This window comes from Streptomyces sp. NPDC015220, from assembly GCF_043079345.1.
GTDB lineage: Bacteria > Actinomycetota > Actinomycetes > Streptomycetales > Streptomycetaceae > Streptomyces.
The window spans coordinates 14259-34503 of the sequence record NZ_JBIBUK010000017.1 but is presented as its reverse complement, the minus strand read 5'-3'; the positions used below and the strand labels follow the sequence as shown (position 1 = coordinate 34503).

19 protein-coding genes and 1 pseudogene are annotated in these 20245 nt (G+C 73.6%); 11 read left to right on the top strand and 9 right to left on the bottom strand.

Annotated features, from left to right (window positions below; genetic code table 11):
- Window positions 1-36 precede the first annotated feature (36 nt).
- Genes ACF061_RS27710 through ACF061_RS27690 form a run of 5 tightly spaced genes read left to right on the top strand, consistent with a single transcriptional unit; the run spans window position 37 to window position 4296 of the window.
- Window positions 37-1305, top strand: coding sequence for a beta-ketoacyl-[acyl-carrier-protein] synthase family protein (locus ACF061_RS27710; RefSeq protein ID WP_392269704.1), 1269 nt, complete (start codon window positions 37-39; stop codon window positions 1303-1305).
- Entirely contained in the window at window positions 1302-2528 is a 1227-nt protein-coding gene (locus ACF061_RS27705) for a ketosynthase chain-length factor (protein WP_392269703.1), read from the top strand. The genes ACF061_RS27710 and ACF061_RS27705 overlap by 4 nt, the downstream gene beginning before the upstream one ends.
- A gap of 54 nt (window positions 2529-2582) precedes the next feature.
- Complete coding sequence (locus ACF061_RS27700) at window positions 2583-2840, top strand: acyl carrier protein (protein ID WP_392269702.1); 258 nt, start codon at window positions 2583-2585, stop codon at window positions 2838-2840.
- A gap of 38 nt (window positions 2841-2878) precedes the next feature.
- On the top strand, window positions 2879-3835 hold the full coding sequence (locus ACF061_RS27695; RefSeq protein ID WP_392269701.1) for an aromatase/cyclase: 957 nt from the start codon (window positions 2879-2881) through the stop codon (window positions 3833-3835).
- Window positions 3836-3858: 23 nt separating this feature from the next.
- Entirely contained in the window at window positions 3859-4296 is a 438-nt protein-coding gene (locus tag ACF061_RS27690; RefSeq protein WP_392269700.1) for a nuclear transport factor 2 family protein, read from the top strand.
- 411 nt (window positions 4297-4707) lie between these two features.
- On the opposite strand, the gene ACF061_RS27685 is transcribed toward ACF061_RS27690, so the two are convergent.
- The gene (locus ACF061_RS27685; RefSeq protein WP_392269699.1) at window positions 4708-5094 is read right to left on the bottom strand and encodes a hypothetical protein; all 387 of its coding nucleotides are present in this window, start codon (window positions 5092-5094) and stop codon (window positions 4708-4710) included.
- Window positions 5095-5371: 277 nt separating this feature from the next.
- Here ACF061_RS27685 and ACF061_RS27680 point away from each other — a divergent pair, with 277 nt between their 5' ends.
- From ACF061_RS27680 to ACF061_RS27670, 3 genes and pseudogenes are all read left to right on the top strand, one after another.
- On the top strand, window positions 5372-6295 hold the full coding sequence (locus ACF061_RS27680; protein ID WP_392269698.1) for an MBL fold metallo-hydrolase: 924 nt from the start codon (window positions 5372-5374) through the stop codon (window positions 6293-6295).
- A 420-nt stretch (window positions 6296-6715) separates the two neighbouring features.
- A pseudogene (locus tag ACF061_RS27675) lies at window positions 6716-7027 on the top strand (winged helix-turn-helix domain-containing protein); the annotation flags it as partial.
- A 33-nt stretch (window positions 7028-7060) separates the two neighbouring features.
- On the top strand, window positions 7061-7579 hold the full coding sequence (locus ACF061_RS27670) for an AfsR/SARP family transcriptional regulator (RefSeq protein ID WP_392269800.1): 519 nt from the start codon (window positions 7061-7063) through the stop codon (window positions 7577-7579).
- A gap of 229 nt (window positions 7580-7808) precedes the next feature.
- Here the strand turns inward: ACF061_RS27670 and ACF061_RS27665 are convergent, their stop codons facing one another.
- From ACF061_RS27665 to ACF061_RS27650, 4 genes are read right to left on the bottom strand one after another with little or no spacing between them, the layout of a single operon-like run.
- Window positions 7809-8945, bottom strand: coding sequence for an acyl-CoA dehydrogenase family protein (locus ACF061_RS27665; protein WP_392269697.1), 1137 nt, complete (start codon window positions 8943-8945; stop codon window positions 7809-7811).
- Window positions 8946-8986: 41 nt separating this feature from the next.
- A complete protein-coding gene (rfbH, locus tag ACF061_RS27660) occupies window positions 8987-10285 on the bottom strand; it encodes a lipopolysaccharide biosynthesis protein RfbH (RefSeq protein ID WP_392269696.1) in 1299 nt (432 codons plus the stop codon).
- Entirely contained in the window at window positions 10282-11304 is a 1023-nt protein-coding gene (locus tag ACF061_RS27655; protein WP_392269695.1) for a Gfo/Idh/MocA family protein, read from the bottom strand. The genes rfbH and ACF061_RS27655 overlap by 4 nt, the downstream gene beginning before the upstream one ends.
- An 11-nt stretch (window positions 11305-11315) precedes the next feature.
- Window positions 11316-12623: an NDP-hexose 2,3-dehydratase family protein gene (locus ACF061_RS27650; RefSeq protein WP_392269694.1), complete on the bottom strand. Its 1308-nt coding sequence runs from the start codon at window positions 12621-12623 to the stop codon at window positions 11316-11318.
- A 194-nt stretch (window positions 12624-12817) separates the two neighbouring features.
- On the opposite strand from ACF061_RS27650, the gene ACF061_RS27645 reads away from it, so the two are divergent.
- The 3 genes from ACF061_RS27645 to ACF061_RS27635 are packed head-to-tail and all read left to right on the top strand — an operon-like array spanning window position 12818 to window position 15518.
- Window positions 12818-13969, top strand: a complete 1152-nt coding sequence (locus tag ACF061_RS27645; RefSeq protein WP_392269693.1) for a nucleotide disphospho-sugar-binding domain-containing protein — start codon at window positions 12818-12820, stop codon at window positions 13967-13969.
- Window positions 13970-13981: 12 nt separating this feature from the next.
- A complete protein-coding gene (locus ACF061_RS27640; RefSeq protein WP_392269692.1) occupies window positions 13982-14551 on the top strand; it encodes a dTDP-4-dehydrorhamnose 3,5-epimerase family protein in 570 nt (189 codons plus the stop codon).
- Window positions 14552-14555: 4 nt separating this feature from the next.
- A complete protein-coding gene (locus ACF061_RS27635; RefSeq protein WP_392269691.1) occupies window positions 14556-15518 on the top strand; it encodes an NAD-dependent epimerase/dehydratase family protein in 963 nt (320 codons plus the stop codon).
- Window positions 15519-15569: 51 nt separating this feature from the next.
- Here the strand turns inward: ACF061_RS27635 and ACF061_RS27630 are convergent, their stop codons facing one another.
- From ACF061_RS27630 to ACF061_RS27615, 4 genes are all read right to left on the bottom strand, one after another.
- Window positions 15570-16835 (bottom strand): DUF6365 family protein, encoded by a 1266-nt coding sequence (locus ACF061_RS27630; protein WP_392269690.1) that lies wholly within the window; start codon window positions 16833-16835, stop codon window positions 15570-15572.
- Between the two features lie 31 nt (window positions 16836-16866).
- Window positions 16867-18018 carry a DegT/DnrJ/EryC1/StrS family aminotransferase gene (locus ACF061_RS27625; protein ID WP_392269689.1) on the bottom strand — a complete coding sequence of 384 codons (1152 nt, stop codon included), beginning with the start codon at window positions 18016-18018 and terminating at the stop codon, window positions 16867-16869.
- A gap of 58 nt (window positions 18019-18076) precedes the next feature.
- The gene (locus ACF061_RS27620) at window positions 18077-19213 is read right to left on the bottom strand and encodes a glycosyltransferase (RefSeq protein ID WP_392269688.1); all 1137 of its coding nucleotides are present in this window, start codon (window positions 19211-19213) and stop codon (window positions 18077-18079) included.
- Between the two features lie 76 nt (window positions 19214-19289).
- Window positions 19290-20111 carry an SAM-dependent methyltransferase gene (locus tag ACF061_RS27615; protein ID WP_392269687.1) on the bottom strand — a complete coding sequence of 274 codons (822 nt, stop codon included), beginning with the start codon at window positions 20109-20111 and terminating at the stop codon, window positions 19290-19292.
- Window positions 20112-20245: the final 134 nt, after the last annotated feature.

Genomic DNA, 20245 nt, shown 5'->3' with positions numbered 1-20245 from the left:
CGAATCCCGGGCGACCGGCCGTTCGGGGAGCCTCCGATGAGCCGCCGCGTGGTGATCACCGGCATCGGGGTCCGCGCACCCGGCGGGTCCGGCACGAAGGCGTTCTGGGACCTGCTCACCGCCGGGCGCACCGCCACCCGGCGCATCTCCTTCTTCGACGCGACCCCGTTCCGGTCCCAGGTGGCCGGCGAGGTCGACTTCCGCCCCGAGGACGAGGGCCTGACCCCGCGCGAGATCCGCCGGATGGACCGGGCCACCCAGTTCGCGGTCGCCTGCGCCCGGGAGGCGGTGGCCGACAGCGGGCTGGAGTTCGGCGGCGTGGACCCGCACCGGGTCGGCGTCAGCCTCGGCAGCGCGGTCGCCTCCGCGACCAGCCTGGAGAACGAGTACCTGGTCATGTCCGACCGGGGACGCCAGTGGCGGGTCGACCCCGGCTACCTGTCCCCCCACATGTTCGACTACCTCAGCCCCGGGGTGATGCCGGCAGAGATCGCGTGGGTGGCCGGTGCCGAGGGCCCGGTGACCATGGTCTCCGACGGCTGCACCTCCGGCCTCGACGCCGTCGGCCACGCGGTGCAGCTCATCCGCGAGGGCGACGCCGACGTCATGGTCGCCGGTGCCGCCGACACCCCCATCTCCCCGATCGTGCTGGCCTGCTTCGACGCCATCAAAGCCACCACGACCCGCAACGACGACCCCGAGCACGCCTCCCGCCCGTTCGACGCCTCCCGCGACGGCTTCGTCCTCGCCGAGGGCGCCGCCGTCTTCGTCGTGGAGGAGTACGGCACCGCGCTGGCCCGCGGCGCGCGGATCTACGCCGAGGTCACCGGCTACGCCACACGCTGCAACGCCTACCACATGACCGGTCTGAAGCGGGACGGCCGCGAGATGGCCGAAGCGATCCGGGTCGCGCTCGACGAGGCCCACATCGACCCGACGCGCATCGACTACGTCAACGCGCACGGCTCCGGCACCAAGCAGAACGACCGCCACGAGACCGCCGCGTTCAAGCGCAGCCTCGGCGACCACGCGTACCGCGTGCCGATCAGCTCCATCAAGTCGATGGTCGGGCACTCCCTCGGCGCGATCGGCTCCCTGGAGATCGCCGCCTGCGCCCTCGCCATCCGCGACAACGTCGTGCCCCCCACGGCCAACCTGCACGCCCCGGACGCCGAGTGCGACCTCGACTACGTGCCGCTGACCGCGCGCGAGCAGCGGGTGGACACCGTGCTGACCGTCGGGAGCGGCTTCGGCGGCTTCCAGAGCGCGATGGTGCTGCGCGCCCCGGAAGGAGCCGCCGCATGACCGCCAGGACGGTGATCACCGGAATCGGCGTCACAGCCCCCAACGGCCTGGGCACCGAGACCTACTGGAAGTCGGTCCTCGCGGGCCACAGCGGCATCGGCCGGGTCACCCGCTTCGACGTCTCCGGCTACCCCGCCACCCTCGCCGGGCAGATCGACGACTTCGACGCCGCCGAGCACCTGCCGAGCCGACTGCTCCCGCAGACCGACCACTCCACCCGGCTCGGGCTCACCGCCGCCGCCTGGGCCCTCACCGACGCCGCTGTCTGCCCGGGCGACCTGGCCGACTACGACATGGGCGTCGTCACCTCCAACGCGCTGGGCGGCTTCGACTTCACCCACCGCGAGTTCGCCAAACTCTGGGGCAAGGGACCCGAGTTCGTCAGCGTGTACGAGTCCTTCGCCTGGTTCTACGCCGTCAACACCGGCCAGATATCCATCCGGCACGGCATGCGCGGCCCCGGCGTCGCGCTCGTCGGCGAGCAGGCCGGCGGACTCGACGCCCTCGGCTACGCCCGCCGCGGCATCCGCCGCGGCACCCCCCTCATGCTCGCCGGAGGCGTCGACTCCGCCCTCGACCCGTGGGGGTACGTCTCCCAGCTGTCCGACGGCCGCGTCACCGGCGAGTCCGACCCCGCCCGCGCCTACCTTCCCTTCGACAGCCTGGCCTCCGGACACGTGCCCGGCGAAGGAGGCGCGATGTTCGTCCTGGAGGACGAGGACCGCGCCCGCGCCCGCGGCGCCGAGCGGGTGCACGCCGCGCTGACCGGCTACAGCGCCACCTTCGATCCCGCGCCCGGTTCCGGCCGCCCGCCGGGACTGCGCCGCGCCGCCGAGAACGCGATCGTCGACGCGGGGCTGGTCCCCGCCGACATCGACGCGGTCTTCGCCGACGGAGCCGGCGTCCCCGAGCTCGACGCCGCCGAAGCCGAGGCCCTCAGCGGGCTGTTCGGCACAGGCGGCGTGCCCGTCACCGCGCCCAAGGCCCTCACCGGACGCCTGTACGCGGGCGGCGGCCCGCTCGACGTCGTCACTGCGACCCTGGCCATCCGCGACGGGGTCGTACCGCCCACCCCCGCGGCGGGCATCGTCCCCGACGCCTACGGCATCGACGTCGTCCGCGGCGAGCCCCGCGAGCGGCGCGTCCGCAACGCCCTCGTCCTCGCCCGGGGCCGCTGGGGCTTCAACTCGGCCGTGGTGGTCAGCGACGCCGACGAGCGGTAGCCCCCGCCCCGCCCCCCGCGGGACCCCCGCACGAACCAAGGAGAGAGAACACCCATGGCACAGATCACCATCGACGACATCCGCCGCATCCTCCTCGCCTGCGCGGGCGGCATGGAGGGCATCGGCCCCGACACCGACATCACCGACCTCACCTTCGAGGAGCTGGGCTACGACTCCCTGGCCCTGATGGAGAGCGCCGCGCAGATCAAACAGGACTTCGGCGTGGACGTGTCGGACGACGAGATCAACGAGGCCACGACCCCCAAGGAACTCGCCGACCTGGTCAATGGCCTCGTGGCCCGTGCCGCCTGACCCCCCACTCCACGACCTCGCCCGAGGAGCGCGACCGCATGACACCGCGACGGCACACCGCCGAGCACACCCTGGACGTGTCCGCCCGCCCCGAGGAACTGTACGACCTGGTGGCCGACGCGGCCGCCTGGCCGGCCGTCTTCGGCCCGACCGTGCACGTGCGGCACCTGGAACGCGGCGACCGCGCCGAACGGTTCCGGATCTGGGCGACCGTGAACGGCACGGTCTCCGACTGGACCTCGCGGCGCACCCTGGACCCGGAGGAAGGGCGCATCACCTTCCGGCAGGAACGCAGCCGCTCCCCGATCGCCGCCATGGGCGGGGAGTGGCGCTTCGAGGCACGCCCGGGCGGCGGTACCCGCCTGGTGCTGCTGCACGACTTCGCCGCCGAGGACGACGACCCCAAGACGGTGAAGTGGATCCACGAGGCGCTCGACCGCAACAGCGCCGAGGAACTGCGCGCCCTGGCCCGGGTGGCCGAACTAGGCCACCCCGCCCGGGACGTGGTCCTCACCTTCACCGACACCCTGGAGTTCTGCGGGGCGGCCTTCGACGCGTACGCCTTCGTGCACCGCGCTGACCTGTGGGCGCAGCGGCTGCCGCACGTCAGCCGGGTCCAGCTGACCGAGGAGCCGCCCGGCGTCCAGGACCTGCAGATGGACACCGTCACAGCGGACGGCTCCACACACACCACCCGCTCGGTGCGCGTCTGCGAGGCGCCGTCGTGGATCGCGTACAAGCAGCGGGTCACCCCGCGCCTGCTGCTCGGGCACAGCGGCCTGTGGGAGTTCGCCCCCGGCGAGGGCGGGACCACCGTCGCCACCGCCCGGCACACCGTGCTCCTCGACCCGGCCGCGGTGCCCGAAGTCCTCGGCGCGGGCCGCACCCTCGCCGACGCCCGCGCCCACGTCCGCGACGCGCTCGGCCGCAACAGCCTCGCCACCATGCGGCACGCCGCCGCGTTCGCCGAGGCCGGGACCGGCGCCCCGGCCTGACGATCCCTACCCGAGGAGATCCCTTGAGCACCACCGCAGATGCCGCCTCCCTCGCCGAACTCCACTGTCTGGTGCAGCACTTCTACGCCCACCAGATGCACCACCTGGACGAGCGCAGGTTCGAGGAGTACGCCGCCACCTTCACCGAGGACGGCGAGTTCCAGCACTCCCCGGGCGTCGAGCCCGCTCGGGGCCGGGCCGGGATCGTCCGCGAACTCACCGAGTTCCACAAGAAGTTCGACGGCGACCCGGTGCGCCGCCGGCACTGGTTCAACCAGATCGCCCTGGACCCGCGCCCCGACGGCACCGTCCACTGCACCGTCTACGCCCTGGTCGTCACCGTCCGCCCGGGCGGCAAGCCGGAGATCAGCCCCAGCTGCACGGTCCACGACGTGCTGGTCATCGACGAGGGGAAGCCGGCGCTCAAGTCCCGGACCATCAGCCATGACCAGGTGTTCTGACGCCGGCGGGACGGCCCCGGCGGGCCCCGGGGCCCGGCCGGCCGCTCTGGAGCGCGCGCTCGGCGCGCCGGGCGACGACGGCCGGCACGGGACTGCGCCCGCCCGCGCGGCCACGCTCGCCGCCCGGGGGTATCACCGCGCGTTCGCGCCGGCCGCCCCCGGCGGCCGGCCGACCCGCCTGGACACGGCCGCCGTCGCGCGCGCGGCCGCCCGCCGGGACCTCCCGCCGGCCCTCCTCGACGGTGCCGCTGCGGACCCGCGCCTTGCCGCCCGCGCGACGACGGCCGCGGGCTTCGCCGACAGCGCGGCGGCACCTGGGCCGGTGTCCTGCTGCGGCGCATGACCACCGACGGGTACGCCTTGCTGTACGGCCACGCTGACGACTGGCGGACGGCCGACGGCCGCACCGCCTCAGGGGCCTTCCTCGCCCACGCCGCCGCGGCCGTGCTGCGGGTCGATCCCGACGTGCCGGAACGCGCCCGCGAGCCGGGCGGGAAGCCCTGCCCGCGGGGCTGTCCCGGCCTGGAACTGGGCCTCAGCCACTCTGGCGCCGTTCTCGCTGCCGGCCCTCAGCCGCCTCGGCCGGATCGGCGTCGACACCGAGGCGACGGACCGCCCGGTGTACGGACGACCCGCGGCCCGGTAGGTGTTCACCACGCCGGAGCGCGCCGCGCTGCGCCGCCTGCCCGAGGGCGAGCGGAACGCGGCGGAGGTACGCCTGCGGACCCTCAAGGAGGCGTACGGCAAGGCGTGGGGGCGGGGGCCGGCACTGCCCGCCCGGCCCTCCGGCTTCTCCATCCCCGCCACCGCCGCCGCCGTCCTGCTGCACCGGCCGGACGGCACACCGCTCACCGACCGGGGCCGGCGGTTCGTCACCCACCGGACGCCCTTGCTGCTGGACCGTCGGCGCGGGGTTCGCGGGCGTCGGCCCGGACCGCCCGGCCGTACGACACGAGCCGCGGCCCGTGTCCTCGGCGCCGGCCCCCCCCGAACCCCGCGCCCTCGAACCCCGTTCCGTCGCTCCGCGCGGCACCGCCGTCCGCGCGGGGACCATCCACACCCCAGGGAGTCAGCAGTGACCACCCGTTCCACCGGCCCTTCGGCTGCCCGGCTCCAGGAGATCGCGGAGGGCGTCTTCGCCTACGTGCAGCCCGACGGCGGATGGTGCCTCAACAACGCCGGGCTCGTCGTCTCGGACGGCCAGGCGGCGCTGGTCGACACCGCCGCCACCCGGGCCCGGGCGCAGGCCCTCAAGGAAGCCGCCGCCCGGGTGTCGCCGCGGCCGCCGCGCTACGTGGTCAACACCCACTCGCACGGCGACCACACCTTCGGCAACCAGCTGTTCGCCGACGACGCCGTGATCGTCGCCCACGAGGGCGCCCGGGTGGAGATGGAGGCGACAGGCCTCCACCTGACCGGGCTGTGGCCCGGCGTCGAGTGGGGCGAGCTGACCGTGACCCTGCCGGACCTCACCTTCCGGGACCGGCTCACCCTGCACGTCGGCCGGACCCGCGCCGAACTCGTCCACCTGGGACCCGCGCACACCGCGAGCGACACCGTCGTCTGGCTCCCCGAACGGAGGGTGCTGTACGCCGGGGACCTCGTCATGTCCGGGACGACCCCGTTCTGCCTGATGGGATCCGTCGCGGGCACCATAGATGTCATGGAGCGGCTGAGGGCGTTCGGGGCCGAGACCGTCGTGCCGGGACACGGTCCCGTGGGCGGCCCCGAACTGCTCGACGTCACCGAGGGATACCTGCGGCGGGTCCAGAAGCTGGCGGCGGAGGGTATCAGGGCCAAGATCAGCCCGCTGGAGGCGGCGCGCGAGGCGGACCTCGGCCCGTACGCCGGACTGCTCGACTCCGAGCGGATCGTCCCCAACCTGCACCGGGCGTACGCCGAGGCGCGGGGCGCGAGCCCCGGCGAACCGATGGACGTCGGCCTGCTGTTCTCCGAGATGGTCACCCACCACGGCGGGCTCCCCGCCTGTCACGCGTGACCGCCTGAACCGCGCTCGGAGCCCGCTTCGAGCGGAACCCCCAGTCCCAGGAGACGCGGACCGGCACCGCCCCGGTGCGGTCCGGCGGCCGAACCCCCTTCAGAACGGGCACGCGTGAGCATCGTCGAGGACACCCCGCAGACCGGCCGGACGGAACCGGCATCGCGCCGGCCCCCGCCGCCGCAACCCGGCCCGGCGGCGGGGGCCGCGCTCGCGCTCGGAGGAACCGCGGGACCTGCGCCCGCGGCCGGGCGACCGCTTCCGGCCCGGGCTGGAAATCCCGACAGATGGAAGAACGGCCGGATCCCGCAATCCCTGGCGCATTTCATACCCCCGGTCGGAGAGACATGACATTTTGCTCCCGCGGGACTTCGGTGTCGCGCCGGCTGATCTACTGTGGAGTTGTTGGCAGAAGACTGAATGGCATGGTCGGCTGAACGACACCAGGGGGGTAATCCAATGCGGTTCAACCTAATCGGTCCATTCGAGATAATCACCGATGAAGGCCGCTCCTATCTACCGAGCACGCCGAAAGTGTGTCAGTCCCTGGCCCTGCTCCTCACCAGGCCGAATGAGACGGTGAGCTCGGACTTGCTCATCCGGGAAATCTGGGGCGAAGCACCTCCGAAAAGCGCGCTGACAACCCTTCAGACCTATATCTACCACGCGCGTAAATTGTTTGTCAGCGAAGGGGTGCTGGCGCCTGAGCGCACTCTTCTCGTAACGCGCGCGCCCGGATACGTCATTCAGGTGGAAGATGCCGAGGTGGACGTCAAGATATTCGAGAATCTCATCACTCGCGGACAGGACGCGCTTCATTCGGGCGAACCGGAACACGCCGTCGGACTCCTGCGCCAGGCACTGGCCCTGTGGCGGGGTCCCGCCCTCTCCAACATCCCCGCGGGGGACGTGCTCACCGGCCGCATCGTCCACCTGGAGGAGCTGCGCATCCGGGCCCTCCAGCTCCGCATCGAGGCCGAGACCCAGCTCGGCCGGCAGCGCGACGCGATCCCGGAACTGTCCGTGCTCGTCAACGAGTACCCGCTCAACGAGTGGTTCCACGGCCAGCTCATCTCCGCCCTCAACCAGTCCGGCCGCCGCGCCGAGGCGCTCCAGGCCTACCGCACCCTGCACCGCATCCTCGACCGGGAGCTGGGCCTGGAACCCTCGCCGGAACTCCAGCGGCTCCAGCTCGCGGTGCTGAACCCCTCGTCGTCCCCCCACCCCTCCCCGGTGCGCCGGGTCCCCTCCCCGCGGGACCACCGCACGGCCTCCGCCGTATGAGACGCACCACCGGCCTGGCGCCGGGTGTGGGGGGGGGGGGGGGGGGGGGGCCCCCCCCCGGGGGGGGGGGCCCCCCCGCCCCCCCCCCCCCCCCCCCCCCCCCGCCCCCCCCCCCCCCCCCCCCCGGGGGGCCCGCCCCCCCGGCGCGGGGGGGGGGGGGCCCCCGGCCGCGGCCCCCCCCCCGGGGGGGGCCCCCCGGCGCCCGGCGCCACACCCGGGACCGGGACTCTCAGCGACGCGGCCCCGCGGCCAGCCGCGCGTACGCGCTCGCCGCGGGGGCCCACTGGAGCCCGCTGTGCCCCGCACCGCAGTTCACGTCGCGCCAGTGCCGCTGCAAGGCCTCCGCCTCGGCCTGGCCCCGGGTGCCGGCGGTGCGCAGCAGCCCGTCCACCACCGTGGCCAGCCGCTCGGCCGCCAGCGCGCAGTCCCGCGCGTTCCTCGCCGTCTCCAGGCCGGACACCCCGCCCCGGTCGACGACGCCCGCCGCCCGGCCGAGCAGCAGCTCCACCGCGTCGAGCTCGCCCTCCGCCCGCGCGAGCGCCTGCTCGTAGGGGCCGGGATCGGGCCCGCCGGAGATCGCCCCGCCCGGCGCCGCGAGCTTCGCCGCGGTCAGCTCCTGCCAGCGCCGCAACGCGCCGCGGGCCGCGCCCAGGAGGGGAGCCGCGAGCGTCAGCCCGTTGCCGGCCTTGAGCGGCACCCGGTGGCAGGGCGCGGACGTCCCCTCCGCCTCGCCCCGGAGCACCGAGGCCAACGGCACCGACCGCTCGTCCGGCACGACGACGTCGTCCAGCACCACCGTGTGGCTGCCGGTACCGCGCATGCCGACCACGGACCACGCGTCGACGACGGCGTGATCGGCCCGGGGCACCGCGAGCACCCGCACGGTCGGATGCCCCGCCTCCCGCGTCCGCGCCGCGACCAGGGTCCAGTCGGCGAAGTCGACCCCGCTGACGTAGGCCCACTCGCCCCTGACCCGCCAGCCCCCCGGGACCCGCTCCGCCGTCCCGGCCGGCATCAGCCCGGCCGCCACCACCGTGCCGGCGCCCTTCTCCCACACGGCGGCCCGGCCCTCCGGCGGCAGGTACGCCGTCATCCGGCCCGCGCTCGCGGTGACCGAGGCGACCCACGCCGCCGACGCGCATTCCTCGCCGAGGACGGCCACGGCCTCCAGGAGCTCGGTGAACGTGCCGGGGGAGCGGCCGGGCAGGCCGGGGGCGAAGTGGTGCGGGAATCCCGCGTCGGCCAGCGCCTTTGCCACCGCGGGGTGCAGCCGGCGCCGTTCCTCCGCGGCCGGTGCGTGGGCGGCGGCGAGCGGCGCCATGCCGCGGGCCGCCGTGGTCAGGGCCGACTGGTGTGCCTGGAGCATGGTGGACCTTTCTGCCGCGACGTCGCGGCCCGGCGCGGTCGTCAGGAGTTCTTCATCGCGTAGTCGCGGACGGACTCGGCGATGTAGCGGACCATCTCCTCGGTCAGGCCCGGGTAGACCCCGACCCAGAAGGTGTGCCCGGCGACGATGTCGCTGTTGGTGAGCGCGCCGCTGATGCGGTGCGGCCGGTCGAGGTACGCCGGGTGGCGGGTGAGATTCCCGGCGAAGAAGCGCCGGGTGCCGATCCTGCGGCTCTCCAGGAAGGCCACGAGGCCCTCCCGGGTGTAGCCGGCGTCGGGCTCGACGGTCAGCGCGAAGCCGAACCAGCTCGGATCGCTGTCCTCGGTGGCGCGCGGGAGGAGCAGTCCCGGCACGCCGTCCAGCGCCTCCCGAAGGAACCGCCAGTTGGCACGGCGGGCGGCGCCGAACGCGTCCAGCCGCGACAGCTGGCTCAGCCCGAGCGCGGCCTGGAGGTCGGTGGACTTCAGGTTGTAACCGACGTGCGAGAAGATGTACTTGTGGTCGTAGCCGTGCGGCAGCGTGCCCATCTGGTAGTCGAACCGCTTGAAGCAGCGGTTGTCCTCGCCCGGTTCGCACCAGCAGTCGCGGCCCCAGTCGCGCATCGACTCCACGATGCGGGCCAGCGCCAGGTTGTCGGTCAGGACGCAGCCGCCCTCGCCCATCGCGATGTGGTGGGCCGGGTAGAAACTCGTGGTCGAGATGTCGCCGAAGGTGCCGGTGAGCCGGCCGCGGTAGGTCGAGCCCACCGCGTCGCAGTTGTCCTCGATCAGGAACAGGCCGTGCTCCTCGGCGAGCCGGGCGACCTCCTCGGCGGCGAAGGGGTTGCCGAGCGCGTGCGCGACCATGATTGCCCTGGTACGGGGGCCGATGGCCTCCGCGATCCGCTCGACCGTGGTGTTGTAGGTGCCCAGCTCCACGTCGACGAAGACCGGCACCATCCCGTTCTGGATGATCGGGTTCACGGTGGTCGGGAACCCGGCCGCGACCGTGATCACCTCGTCGCCGGGCCGCATCCTGCGGTCCTCCAGCTGCGGCGAGGTGAACGCCGACAGCGCCAGCAGGTTCGCCGACGAACCGGAGTTGGCCAGATGGGCCTTGCGCAGCCGGAAGTAGCGGGCGAACTCCCGCTCGAACCGTCGCGAGCTGACACCGGCCGCGATCCGCATGTCCAGCGCGGCCTCCACCAGGGCGACGCGGTCCTCCGCGTCGAACACCGCTCCCGAGGGCCACACCGCGGTCACGCCCGGCTCGAACTCCTTCTTCTGCGAACCGTGGTAATCGCGCACCTGCTCCAGGATGCGGGCCTTGGCGTCCTTCATCGGTCCTCGCCTTCCACGGCGTCTCGCGCCGGTCGTGGAGCGGGCCGCGCGCCGCGGCTCCCGCTCCGATGGACATCTGCGATCAGCTCCGCCTGCCGGACGATCGCGTCGCCGGTCGTGCCGGCCCCCGCCGCGACGGCCCGTACGAAGGCGTCGACGGTGCCGGCGCACTGGTCGAAGGGCTTCAGCTCCAGCCGCTCCGTGCCGTCGCGGCGCTCCACGACCAGGGTCGGCCGGTGGTCCGCCGGCGGGGTGAAGGCCCGGTCGACGACAAGCCGTCCGGCGCTGCCCACCACCTCGTACCGGGACGTGTAGTGGTGCTCCATGCCGAAGTACACCTGCGCGGTCACCCCGCCGGCCCCGGACAGCAGCGCCGTGCCGGACACGTCGACCCCCCGCGCGCCGTCGGTCCGCAAAGTCGCGCCGACCACCTCCAGCCCGTCCCCGAGCAGGAAGCGGGCGGCGTGCAGCGGATACGACCCGACGTCGAGGAGCGCGCCGCCGCCGAGCTCCGGCCGGTAGCGGATGTCGTCCGCGGGCCGGGGCGGGATCGCGAACGCCGCGATCACCGCGCGCGGTTCGCCGATCGCGCCCTCCCGCAGGAGCCGCCGCGCGTGATGGTGCTGGGGGTGGTGGACGAACATGACGTTCTCGCGCAGCACCAGGCCCGCCGCACGGGCCGCGGCGACCAGCCGCACGGTGTCCGCCACCCGCGTCGTCAGCGGTTTCTCCGCCAGCACGTGCTTGCCGGCCGCCAGTGCCCGCTCCACCCACGGCGCGTGCAGCGCGGCCGGCAGCGGGACGTACACCGCGTCCACGTCGGGGCGGGCGAGGAGCGCCTCGTACCCCTCCAGCGCATCGCCGCCGAACACCCCGGTGACGCGGGCGGCCCGGGCGCCGATCCGGCTGGCCACCGCCGCCAGGCGCACCCCCGGCACGCCGGCCAGGGCCGGCAGCACCCGGCGGACCGCGATGTCGGCGCACCCCAGCACGCCCAGACGCACCGGTCGGCCGGTCACGGCCGCCCCCCTCACCGCAGGTACCTCAGGCACGTCAGCAGGTTCCGGGCCTCGACGTTCACCTGGCCGCCGTGCCGCACCAGGGCGCCAAGCTGTTCGGGCGTCATCCAGACGAAGCCGCCCCCCGGGTCCAGCGGGACGCCGTCCGCCTCCACCGCCATGTAGCGGTTCTCGGCGTGGTGGAAGCGGCCGCCCTCCTCGGAGTGGACGACGTCCAGCGTGACGCGGGACGGCGGGGCGGACAGCACGTCGTCGAGGAAGCGAGGCCGCAGTCCGGCGGCCAGCCGTCGGTAGTTCTCCGGGGCGCACTGCACGGTCGGGCCCAGCTCCAGCACGTCGCGGGAACCCGCCTCGGTCCTGGCCTGCACCAGGACGTGCGGCACGCCGTCGACGGCGCGTGTGAGGAAGGCGACGACGCCCCGGGAGGCGGGCGCGAGCATCGGCTGCGACCAGCGGCTCACCTCGCGCCCCTCCGCCTCCACGTCCACGCCGACCACCGAGAAGTAGAGGCCCTCCTCGTGCACCACGCGCCCGCCGCTGACGGACCAGCCCTCCACCGCGCGGAGCGGCAGGCGGCGGCGCTCCAGCCGGCGCGTCACCTTCTCCTCGGTGAACCAGCTGAGCAGTTCCGCCATTCGGTGCAGCCCGCGCTCCTCGGCCCCCTCGGGACCGAACCGTCCCCCGTACGCTCCGGGCAGGCCGGACAGGACGGTCCGGGTGTCCATGTTGACCAGGTTGTCCACCCGCAGCAGCCCGCCGATCTGCTCCAGCGTCAGCCAGCAGAAGTCGTCCCGCGCAGGGACGTCCTCCGTCGTCTCCACGATCATGTTGCGGTTCCGCTTGCCCAGGAACCACGAGCCCTGCTCGGACTGGAGGGAGTCGAAGACGATCCGGCCGCGGCGCGGCGACAGGAAGTGGTCCAGATACGGGACCAAGCCGCCGCGGTGGACCCGGGTGAAGTTGCTCCGGGTCGCCTGCACCGTCGGCGACAGCTGGAGCAGGTTGACGTTCCCCGGCTCCATCTTGGCCTGGAGCAGGAAGTGCGGGACGCCCCCGAACTCCTTGACCAGGATGCCCAGAATGCCGGACTCCGGCTGCACGATGATCGGCTGCTGCCACGATCCGACCTCCCGGTGGTCGGTCTCCACCTGGAGCCCCTCGACGGTGAAGAACCGTCCGCTGGCGTGCCGCAGGTCGTTCGTGACCGGGTCGAAGGACCAGCCCTCGAGGCGGTCCAGCCGCGTGAGGGCGACCACGTGCCGCTGGGCCCGCCGGCGATCGGCGAACCAGCCGTGGACTTCGGACAAGTGCCGGAACACGGCAGCCTCCTCGAAGGTGGGATGCGTTCTCGTGAAGGGGCGGCCGGGCGGCGGCCCACGGCTCCCTCGGTCCGGCCCAGGGTTCGCCACGGCCTTCGAGAACCGCTCGAAGACCCGTGCGCCCCCCGATCGCGCGCCCCTCGCGGAGGGGCGGCTTCGAGCGAGCCTCGAAGGACGGAGCCGACGATGCGCCCATGAAGATTCTTTTCGTGGGAGGCAACGGAGCCGGGACGATCTTCCCGGACGTGCCGCTGGCCCAGGCGGCCCGGAACGCGGGCCACGAAGTGATCATGACGGGCCCCGAGATCACCATGACCGCCATCCTCCACTCGGGCATCCCCGCGGTCTCCGTCACCGAGCGCACGATCCAGGACTGCCGGGTGAACCGGGAGGGCGTCCTCGTCCCGACGCCGGCCGGCGGCCCGGAACGCAACATCGCCATCGGACGCATGTTCGGAAGGCTCGCGGCGCACTCGCTCGACGCTCTGCTCGAACTGGCGGGCCGCTGGCGCCCCGACCTCGTGGTCAGCAACGTCCTCGCATACGCCGGCCCCCTCGTCGCCCACCACATGGACGTCCCCTGGGTACGCTTCGCCACCGACATCGGCGAACCCCTCTCCATCGACCTCGCCGCCGCCGCCGAACTGGCCCCCGAGATGGAGCGCCTCGGCCTGACCGCCACACCGCCGCCGGCCTTCTCCGTCACCGTCATGCCGGAGAGCGTGCGCCCGCCCACCGCCCCCGTGGCCCTGCCGCTGCGCCACATCCCGTGCAGCACGCAAAGCGCCCTCGAACCCTGGATGTACACCAAGGGCGACCGGCCCCGCGTCCTGGTGAGCGCGGGCAGCCGAGTCACCCCCGACGACGACCTCGAACTGCTCAGCGGCCTCGTCGAGAAGGTGGCGCCGCTCGACATCGAGCTGCTGATCGCCACCCCCGACGACGTCGCCGCCCGGCTCGACCTCCCCGCGGGCGCGCGCGCCGGCTGGCTGCCGGTCGACGTCCTCGCCCCGACCTGCGACGTGATGGTCCACCACGCCGGCGGCAACATCACCCTCACCTGCCTGGCCAACGGGGTGCCGCAGGTGTTCGTCCCGTACCTGCCGGGCCTGGAGGAGCACAGCGCCCGCATCGCGGACCGGGGCGCCGCGCGGCTGGTCGACCCCGCCGACCACAGCGCGGCCGACATCGCCGGCGCCGTTCGCGCCCTCCTGGAGGACCCGTCGTACCGGACCGAGGCCCTGCGGCTGCGTGACGAGACGGCCCAGATGCCCGTCCCCGCCCAGGTGGTGGGCGACCTGGAGCGACTGGCCGCCGCCCACCGGGAATCCACGGCCGCGAAGTGAGGTGGCCCCATCGTGCGTGTCGCGGAGACGGCCGTTCCCGGTGCCTACGTCATCACCCCCGAACAACTGGCCGACGAGCGGGGGACGTTCTACGAGTCGCTGCGGACCGACCTGCTCGCGAAGGCGATCGGCCGTCCCTTCCTGCCCCGGCAGATCAACTACTCGGTCTCCCACCGGAACGTCCTGCGCGGACTGCACGGCGTCGCCGTCCCGCCCGGCCAGGCCAAGTACGTCTCGTGCGTGCGCGGCGCGCTGCGGGACGTCATCGTCGACCTGCGGACCGGCTCGCCCGCCTTCGGCACCCACGCGGTGACGGAACTGGACGCCGACTCCGGCCGCTGCCTCTTCATCCCCGAGGGGGTGGCCCACGGCTTCCTCAGCCTCGCGGACGACACCTGCATCTGCTACGTCGTCTCCACCACGTACGTCCCGGGAACACAGATCAACATCGACCCCCTCGACCCGGACATGGACCTGCCGTGGGGCTTCACCGAGCCGCCGCTGATCTCCGACCGGGACGCCGGAGCGGCGTCGCTGCGGGAGACGCTCGCCGCGGGCGTCCTGACCGAGTGGCGGGGGTGAGCCGGTGACGGGCACCTCGGTCGTCGTCCTCGGCGCCACCGGCTTCCTCGGACGGCACCTCTGCGACGCGTTCGAAACCGCGGGGGCACGGGTGACAGCGGTCTCCCGGGGGCTCTGCGGCGGCTCCGCCCCGCCGTCCGCGCAGCGCCGGGAGCACCTGGACCCGCTGCGCGAACCGCCGGACCGGCTCACCCGGCTCCTCGACGACGTCGCGGCCGACACGGTGGTGAACGCCGCGGGACAGCTCTGGGGCGCCACCCCGGAACAGCAGGAGGCCGCCAACGCGGACCTCGTCGGACTGCTCCTGGACGCGGTCGCCGCCGCACCCCGGCGCCCCCGCCTCGTCCAGCTCGGCACGGTCCACGAGTACGGCCCGGGAACCGACCGCCGACCGTTCGCCGAGGACCACCCACCGCAGCCCGACACCACCTACGGGCGGACCAAGCTGCGCGCCGCCCGGACCGTGCTGGACGCCGTCGAGGCCTCCGGCACCGACGGGGTGGTCCTGCGGATCTCCAACGTCTGCGGTGCCGGCGCGCCCGCCGGCAGCCTGCTCGGCTTCCTCGCCGCCCGGCTCACCGCGCACCGGGGACGGCCGGGCCCGATGGAGCTGGATTTGCCCCCGGCGACCGCCTGGCGGGACTTCGTCGACGCCCGGGACGTCGCCGACGCGGTCGTCGCCTGCGCCCGGGCCCCCCGCGCGCGCGTGGCCGGCCGGGTCGTCAACGTGGGCAGCGGACGGGCCGTCCTCGTGGAGGACGTGGTGAACCGCCTGGTGGAGCTGAGCGGCGTCCAGGTCCGCCGGACGGCCGCCGCGGCACCGGTGCCCAGCGCCGGGCGCGGCGGCTCCGCCAACTCCGCCGCCGCCTGGCAGGCCCTGGACGTCACCCTCGCCGAGCAGCTCCTCCAATGGCGGCCCCGCCGCGGTCTGGACGACTCGCTGCGCTCCCTGCTCGCCGGGGTCTGACAAAGACGCGGGAGGCCCGTGCCGTTCCGCGCCTCCCGCGTCTTTGGCCCATCACACGTCCACCCCGCACCGCCGGGCCGCCGTCAGGAACACCTCGGCGGTCTCCGGCAGCCTCGCAAGCGTGTCGCGGTAGCCGGTCCGGGCTGCGGCGAGCCGGTCCCGCACGCCCTCGTCGTCGTACAGCACGGCCGACAGCCCGGCGACCACCGACTCCTCGTCGAGGAGTTCGGCGCGCAGCGCGGTCGTGGTCAGCGGGTTGTCCTCCAGCAGGCGGCTCACGACCGCGTTCCACTGCAGCGGCCACATGTGGAACGGCGGCACCGGCCCGGGGAAGGCGGCCAGCCAGGAACGGACGGCCGGGGTGACGCCGCCGAAGGCGTCGGCCAGCCGGCGCGTCCCCGGCTCGCCGTCGACATCGAAGGTGTTGACGGTGAACAGGCCCGGCACGTCGGCCAGGACCGCCCTCTCCAGCGCGAAGGAGGGGAGGAACAGGCCGAGCACCGCGTCGGCCGCCCCGAGCAGCGACGTGTACCGCCCGGCGGTGTACGTCTCCTCGACGTGCAGCCGGTCCACCGGCAGCCCGAAGCCGTCGAGGTACGGCCCGACCGACAGGAACCGGGTGTCCGACGGCAGCCGGCGCAGGTAGTGGCCGACCAGCTCCGGCACCCGGACGGCCAGTTCGCGGGTGCGCGGTCCCGCCTGGGTCTGCATGATCCGCTGCCACGGCAGGGTGGGGAGCATCAACAGCCGCTCCCCGTCCCGGACCCCCAGCGACCGGCGCAGCTCCCGGCGGAGGGCGTCGGAGGGCGGCGTCAGGGCCCGGTCGGCCCGGTAGGGCAGGCCCCGACCGCCGGTGGCGTCCGGCCGGTTGGCGGGCACCGGCAGCAGGTGGGCGGGCGCGGTCAGGATGCGGTCGCTGACCCGGGTGGTCCGGCCGAGCACCTCCACTTCGAGATCGGTGCCCTCCAGGTGCACCGAGTCGATGGAGATGACGGGCAGATCGAAGTCGTCGACGAACCACGGGTCGATCTCGTAGTTGACGACGTGGGTCAGCCAGTGGGCCATGTAGTCGCTCAGGACGATCGCGTCCGGCCGCGACTCCCGAACTGCGCGGGCGACGACCTCACGCACCCCGGGCCCCATGGAGGTGTCCACGAGGGTGTACGGGTGCCCGGCGGCGGCCAGCTGCCCCTCGTTGTACCGGTCGACGACGAAGTGGGCCCCGATCCCGGCGTCCTTCAGCTGCGCGGCCAGGTCGAGCCCGAGGGTCACCTCGTGCAAGGTCTGTCCGAGCGTCGCCATGAAGAGCAGGTGCATGTCCTTCTCCCGTGTCCCTTCCACCGGCCGCTCAGGCGATGCCTGCGGCGTGGCCGCGCTCCGCCACGGCCGCGCGCAGCCGCCGGGCGACCGTGCGGACGTCGTCGTCGTCCAGCCCGTGGTGCAGGGGCAGGCACAGGGTCTCGCCGGCCGCCCGGTCGGTGGCGGGCAGCACCCGGTCGGAGCCGTAGGTCGGCACCTTGTGCAGCGGCGCGTACCGGAAGGTGGTGTAGACGCCGGCGGCGAGCAGGTCGGCGGCGACGCCGTCGCGGATCGCGGCGTCCATCTGCACCCAGTAGAAGTAGTGCGAGGACGTGTGGTGGTCCGGCAACGGCGGCGGCAGCCGCAGCCCCGGCACGTCGGCGAGCTCGTGGTCGTACCGCTCGACGACCTCCCGCCGGCGGGCCATGAACTCCGGCAGCCGGCGCAGCTGCACCGCCCCGATCGCGGCAGTCAGGTCGTTGCCGATGACGCGCCGCCCGATCTCCGGCACCTCCAGCTCCCACCACCGGTGGGACACCTTGGCGTAGCCGAAGCCGGTGGCCTGCATCAGGCCGTGGTAGGCCAGCCGCCGCATCCGTGCGGCCTGCCCGGCGTCCCGGACGTACAGCAGGCCGCCGTCCCCCGTGGTCAGGATCTTCGCCGCGTCCAGGGACCACATGGCCAGGTCCCCGAAGGTGCCCACGGCCCGGCCCCCCACCGTCGAGGCGATCGAGCAGGCCGAGTCCTCGATCAGGGCCAGGCCCCGCTCGCGGCAGAGTTCGGCGATCTCCGCCACGTGTCCGGGCTGGCCGCCGTAGTGCAGCAGCAGCACCGCCCGGGTACGGGTCGTGAGGGCCGCCTCGACGTCCTCCCGGCTCGGGTTCATGGTCCGCGGGTCGACGTCGCAGAAGACGGGCCGGCCGCCGGCCGCCAGCACGGCGTTGGCCGCGGCGAGGAAACTCATCGACGGCATGACCACCTCCTCACCCGCGGCCAGGCCGAGGGACTCGGCGATGAGGAAGAGGCCGGCAGTGCCGGAGGCCAGGAAGACGACTCGGTCCGGTTCGACGCCGAGGTGCTCGGCGAACGCTGCCTCGAACGCCTTGGTCCGAGGACCGTGGCCGAGCCACTTGTCGCGGAACACGCCGGCGACGGCGGCGAGCTCCTCGTCGCCGACGGCGGGCTGGAACAGATTGATCACGTGAGTGCCTTTCTCGCCCTCTTGAGCCTTGAAGTCGTGGCCCCGGACCGCCGGAACATCACCGTCCGGGGACCGCCAGCCGTTCGATCGCCGTCACGACCTCGGCCGCCCCGGGCAGCCCAGCCACCTCGTCGGCCAGCGCCCGCGCCCGCTCCCGGTAGGACGGCGTGGCGAGCATCTCCGCGCAGACCCGCGCGATCGTCTCGGCGGAGTCGTCCGCGGGATCGACCATCCGCGCCGCACCGTGGCCGCTCAGCCGCCTGCTGTAGTCGACGCAGTAGGGCAGGTACGGGACGAGGACCTGGGGCACGCCGTAGGACACGTACCCCATGGTGGTGTTGCCGCCCGCGTGGTGGACCACGAGGTCGCAGGTGAGAGCCGCCAGGTGCAGCGGGATCCAGCCGGCCCGCACGTGCGCCGCAAGCGGCCGCAGCTTCTGCGCCACGGCCTCCGGGGCGGCGATGAGCAGCTCCACGTCCAGCTTCCCGACCTTGTCCACCAGCCCGCTCAGGATGTCGAAGTCCGACTCGGGGGTGACGCGGCTGCCGGCCGACACCAGGACCCTCGGCCGGCCGCCCTTGGCCAGCATCCAGGGCTCGACCCTCTTCTGCGTCGCGTACGGCACGTAGCGCATCATCTGCGCGGGCGGCGCGTCCCCCGGGCGGAGGCTGGGCGGGCAGATGTCGATGAACAGATCGGCGCGCGGCATGTCGTACAGGCCCAGCCGTTCCAGTTCGGGTCCGAGTTCGGCGGCGGCGCCCAGATCGATGGTGCGAGGCTCGCCCATGTCGATGGCCTGCTTGACGTAGGGCACGCCCGCGTACGCGGCGACCAACGGCGCGGCGAAGGCCAGCGCCCCCCCGACCACCACGTCGGGCCGCCACCGGTCGACCAGCTCCAGCAGCCCGTCCAGGCAGGAGGCCGCGTACCGGCCGAAGGTGCGGCCGTTGAAGATGTACCGTTCGTGCAGGTCCTCCGGGATGGGCACCCGGACGCCCCGGCGGTCGACGAGCGCGTCGTGCATCACCTTCGACGAGACGGCGACGCCGGGGACGCCCGCCTGGGTGATCGCGGGCATCACGTTCTCCGGAGCGGCCATGAAGACCTCGTGTCCGGCATTGCGGGCGGCCTGAGCCAGCGGGACGATCCCGAAGATCACTCCGGAGGTGCCGCCCGCCACAAAGAGAATCCTCATGCGTCGGATCGTCCGGAACGGGCCTCGAACACCGCTCGACACCCGCTGGACCCGCCCGTCCGGCGCCGGACCCGGTTCAGGAGACCGGCCTGCGCGCGGTCGTGATGACGTACCCGAGGAGATCGCGTTCGAGCTCCGAGATCTTGCCGATCATGGCCTTGAACTCCTCGGCGAACTCCAGGCCGCCCTTCTCCACGACCTTCGGGTAGTTGTCGGCGACGAGCCGGTCGATCCGGGCGGCCGACCGGCGCAGGTGCGCCGTGGCGTCCTCGTGGCGCACGATCTCCAGGCCCGCCTCGCCGATCATGCCGGTGTACGCGTCGGCCGTCGGCAGCGAGCCGACGGTGAAGCCCTCGGTGAGGACCGCCCGCCACTCCTCGGTCAGGACCCCGGTCTCGGTGTAGTCGGCCAGGACGAACACCCCGCCCGGGGCGAGCACCCGGGCGATCTCCCGCAGCGCGGCCTGCCGGTCGGAGAGGTACATCAGCGTCTCGACCGCCCAGACGGCGTCGAACGACCCGTCCTCATAAGGCAGTTCCATGGCGTCGACCCGCTCAAAACGGACCCGGTCGGCGACGCCCGCCTCCCGCGCGAACCGGGTGCCCGCCTCGACCTGGTCGGCGCTCACCGTGATGCCCAGCGCGTCGCAGCCGGTGGCCTGCGCGAGCCGGATCGCCGGCCGCCCCTGGCCGCAGCCGACGTCGAGCAGTCTCTGCCCCGGGCCGAGCGCCACCTGCTCCACGAGCACGTCGGTCAGCCGGTCCTTGGGATCGACCTCCGGATCGACGTCGTCCCAGTAACCGATGTGCAGGTTCTGCCCCATGAAGATTTCCCAGAGCCATCCCCGGTCGTCGTAGAACTCGCCGACCTCGTCGGGGGTCAGGGCCTTCTCCGCCATCGACTCTGCTCCTTGTCGTCCGGTGCCTGATGCCACGGACGCTGTCAGGCGGAATTCGACGGTGGCTCGAACCGGAGTCGAGTGGGGGACCGGAGGTTGTCCCTGACCGCATCTCCGATCGAGAACCGCTGGGA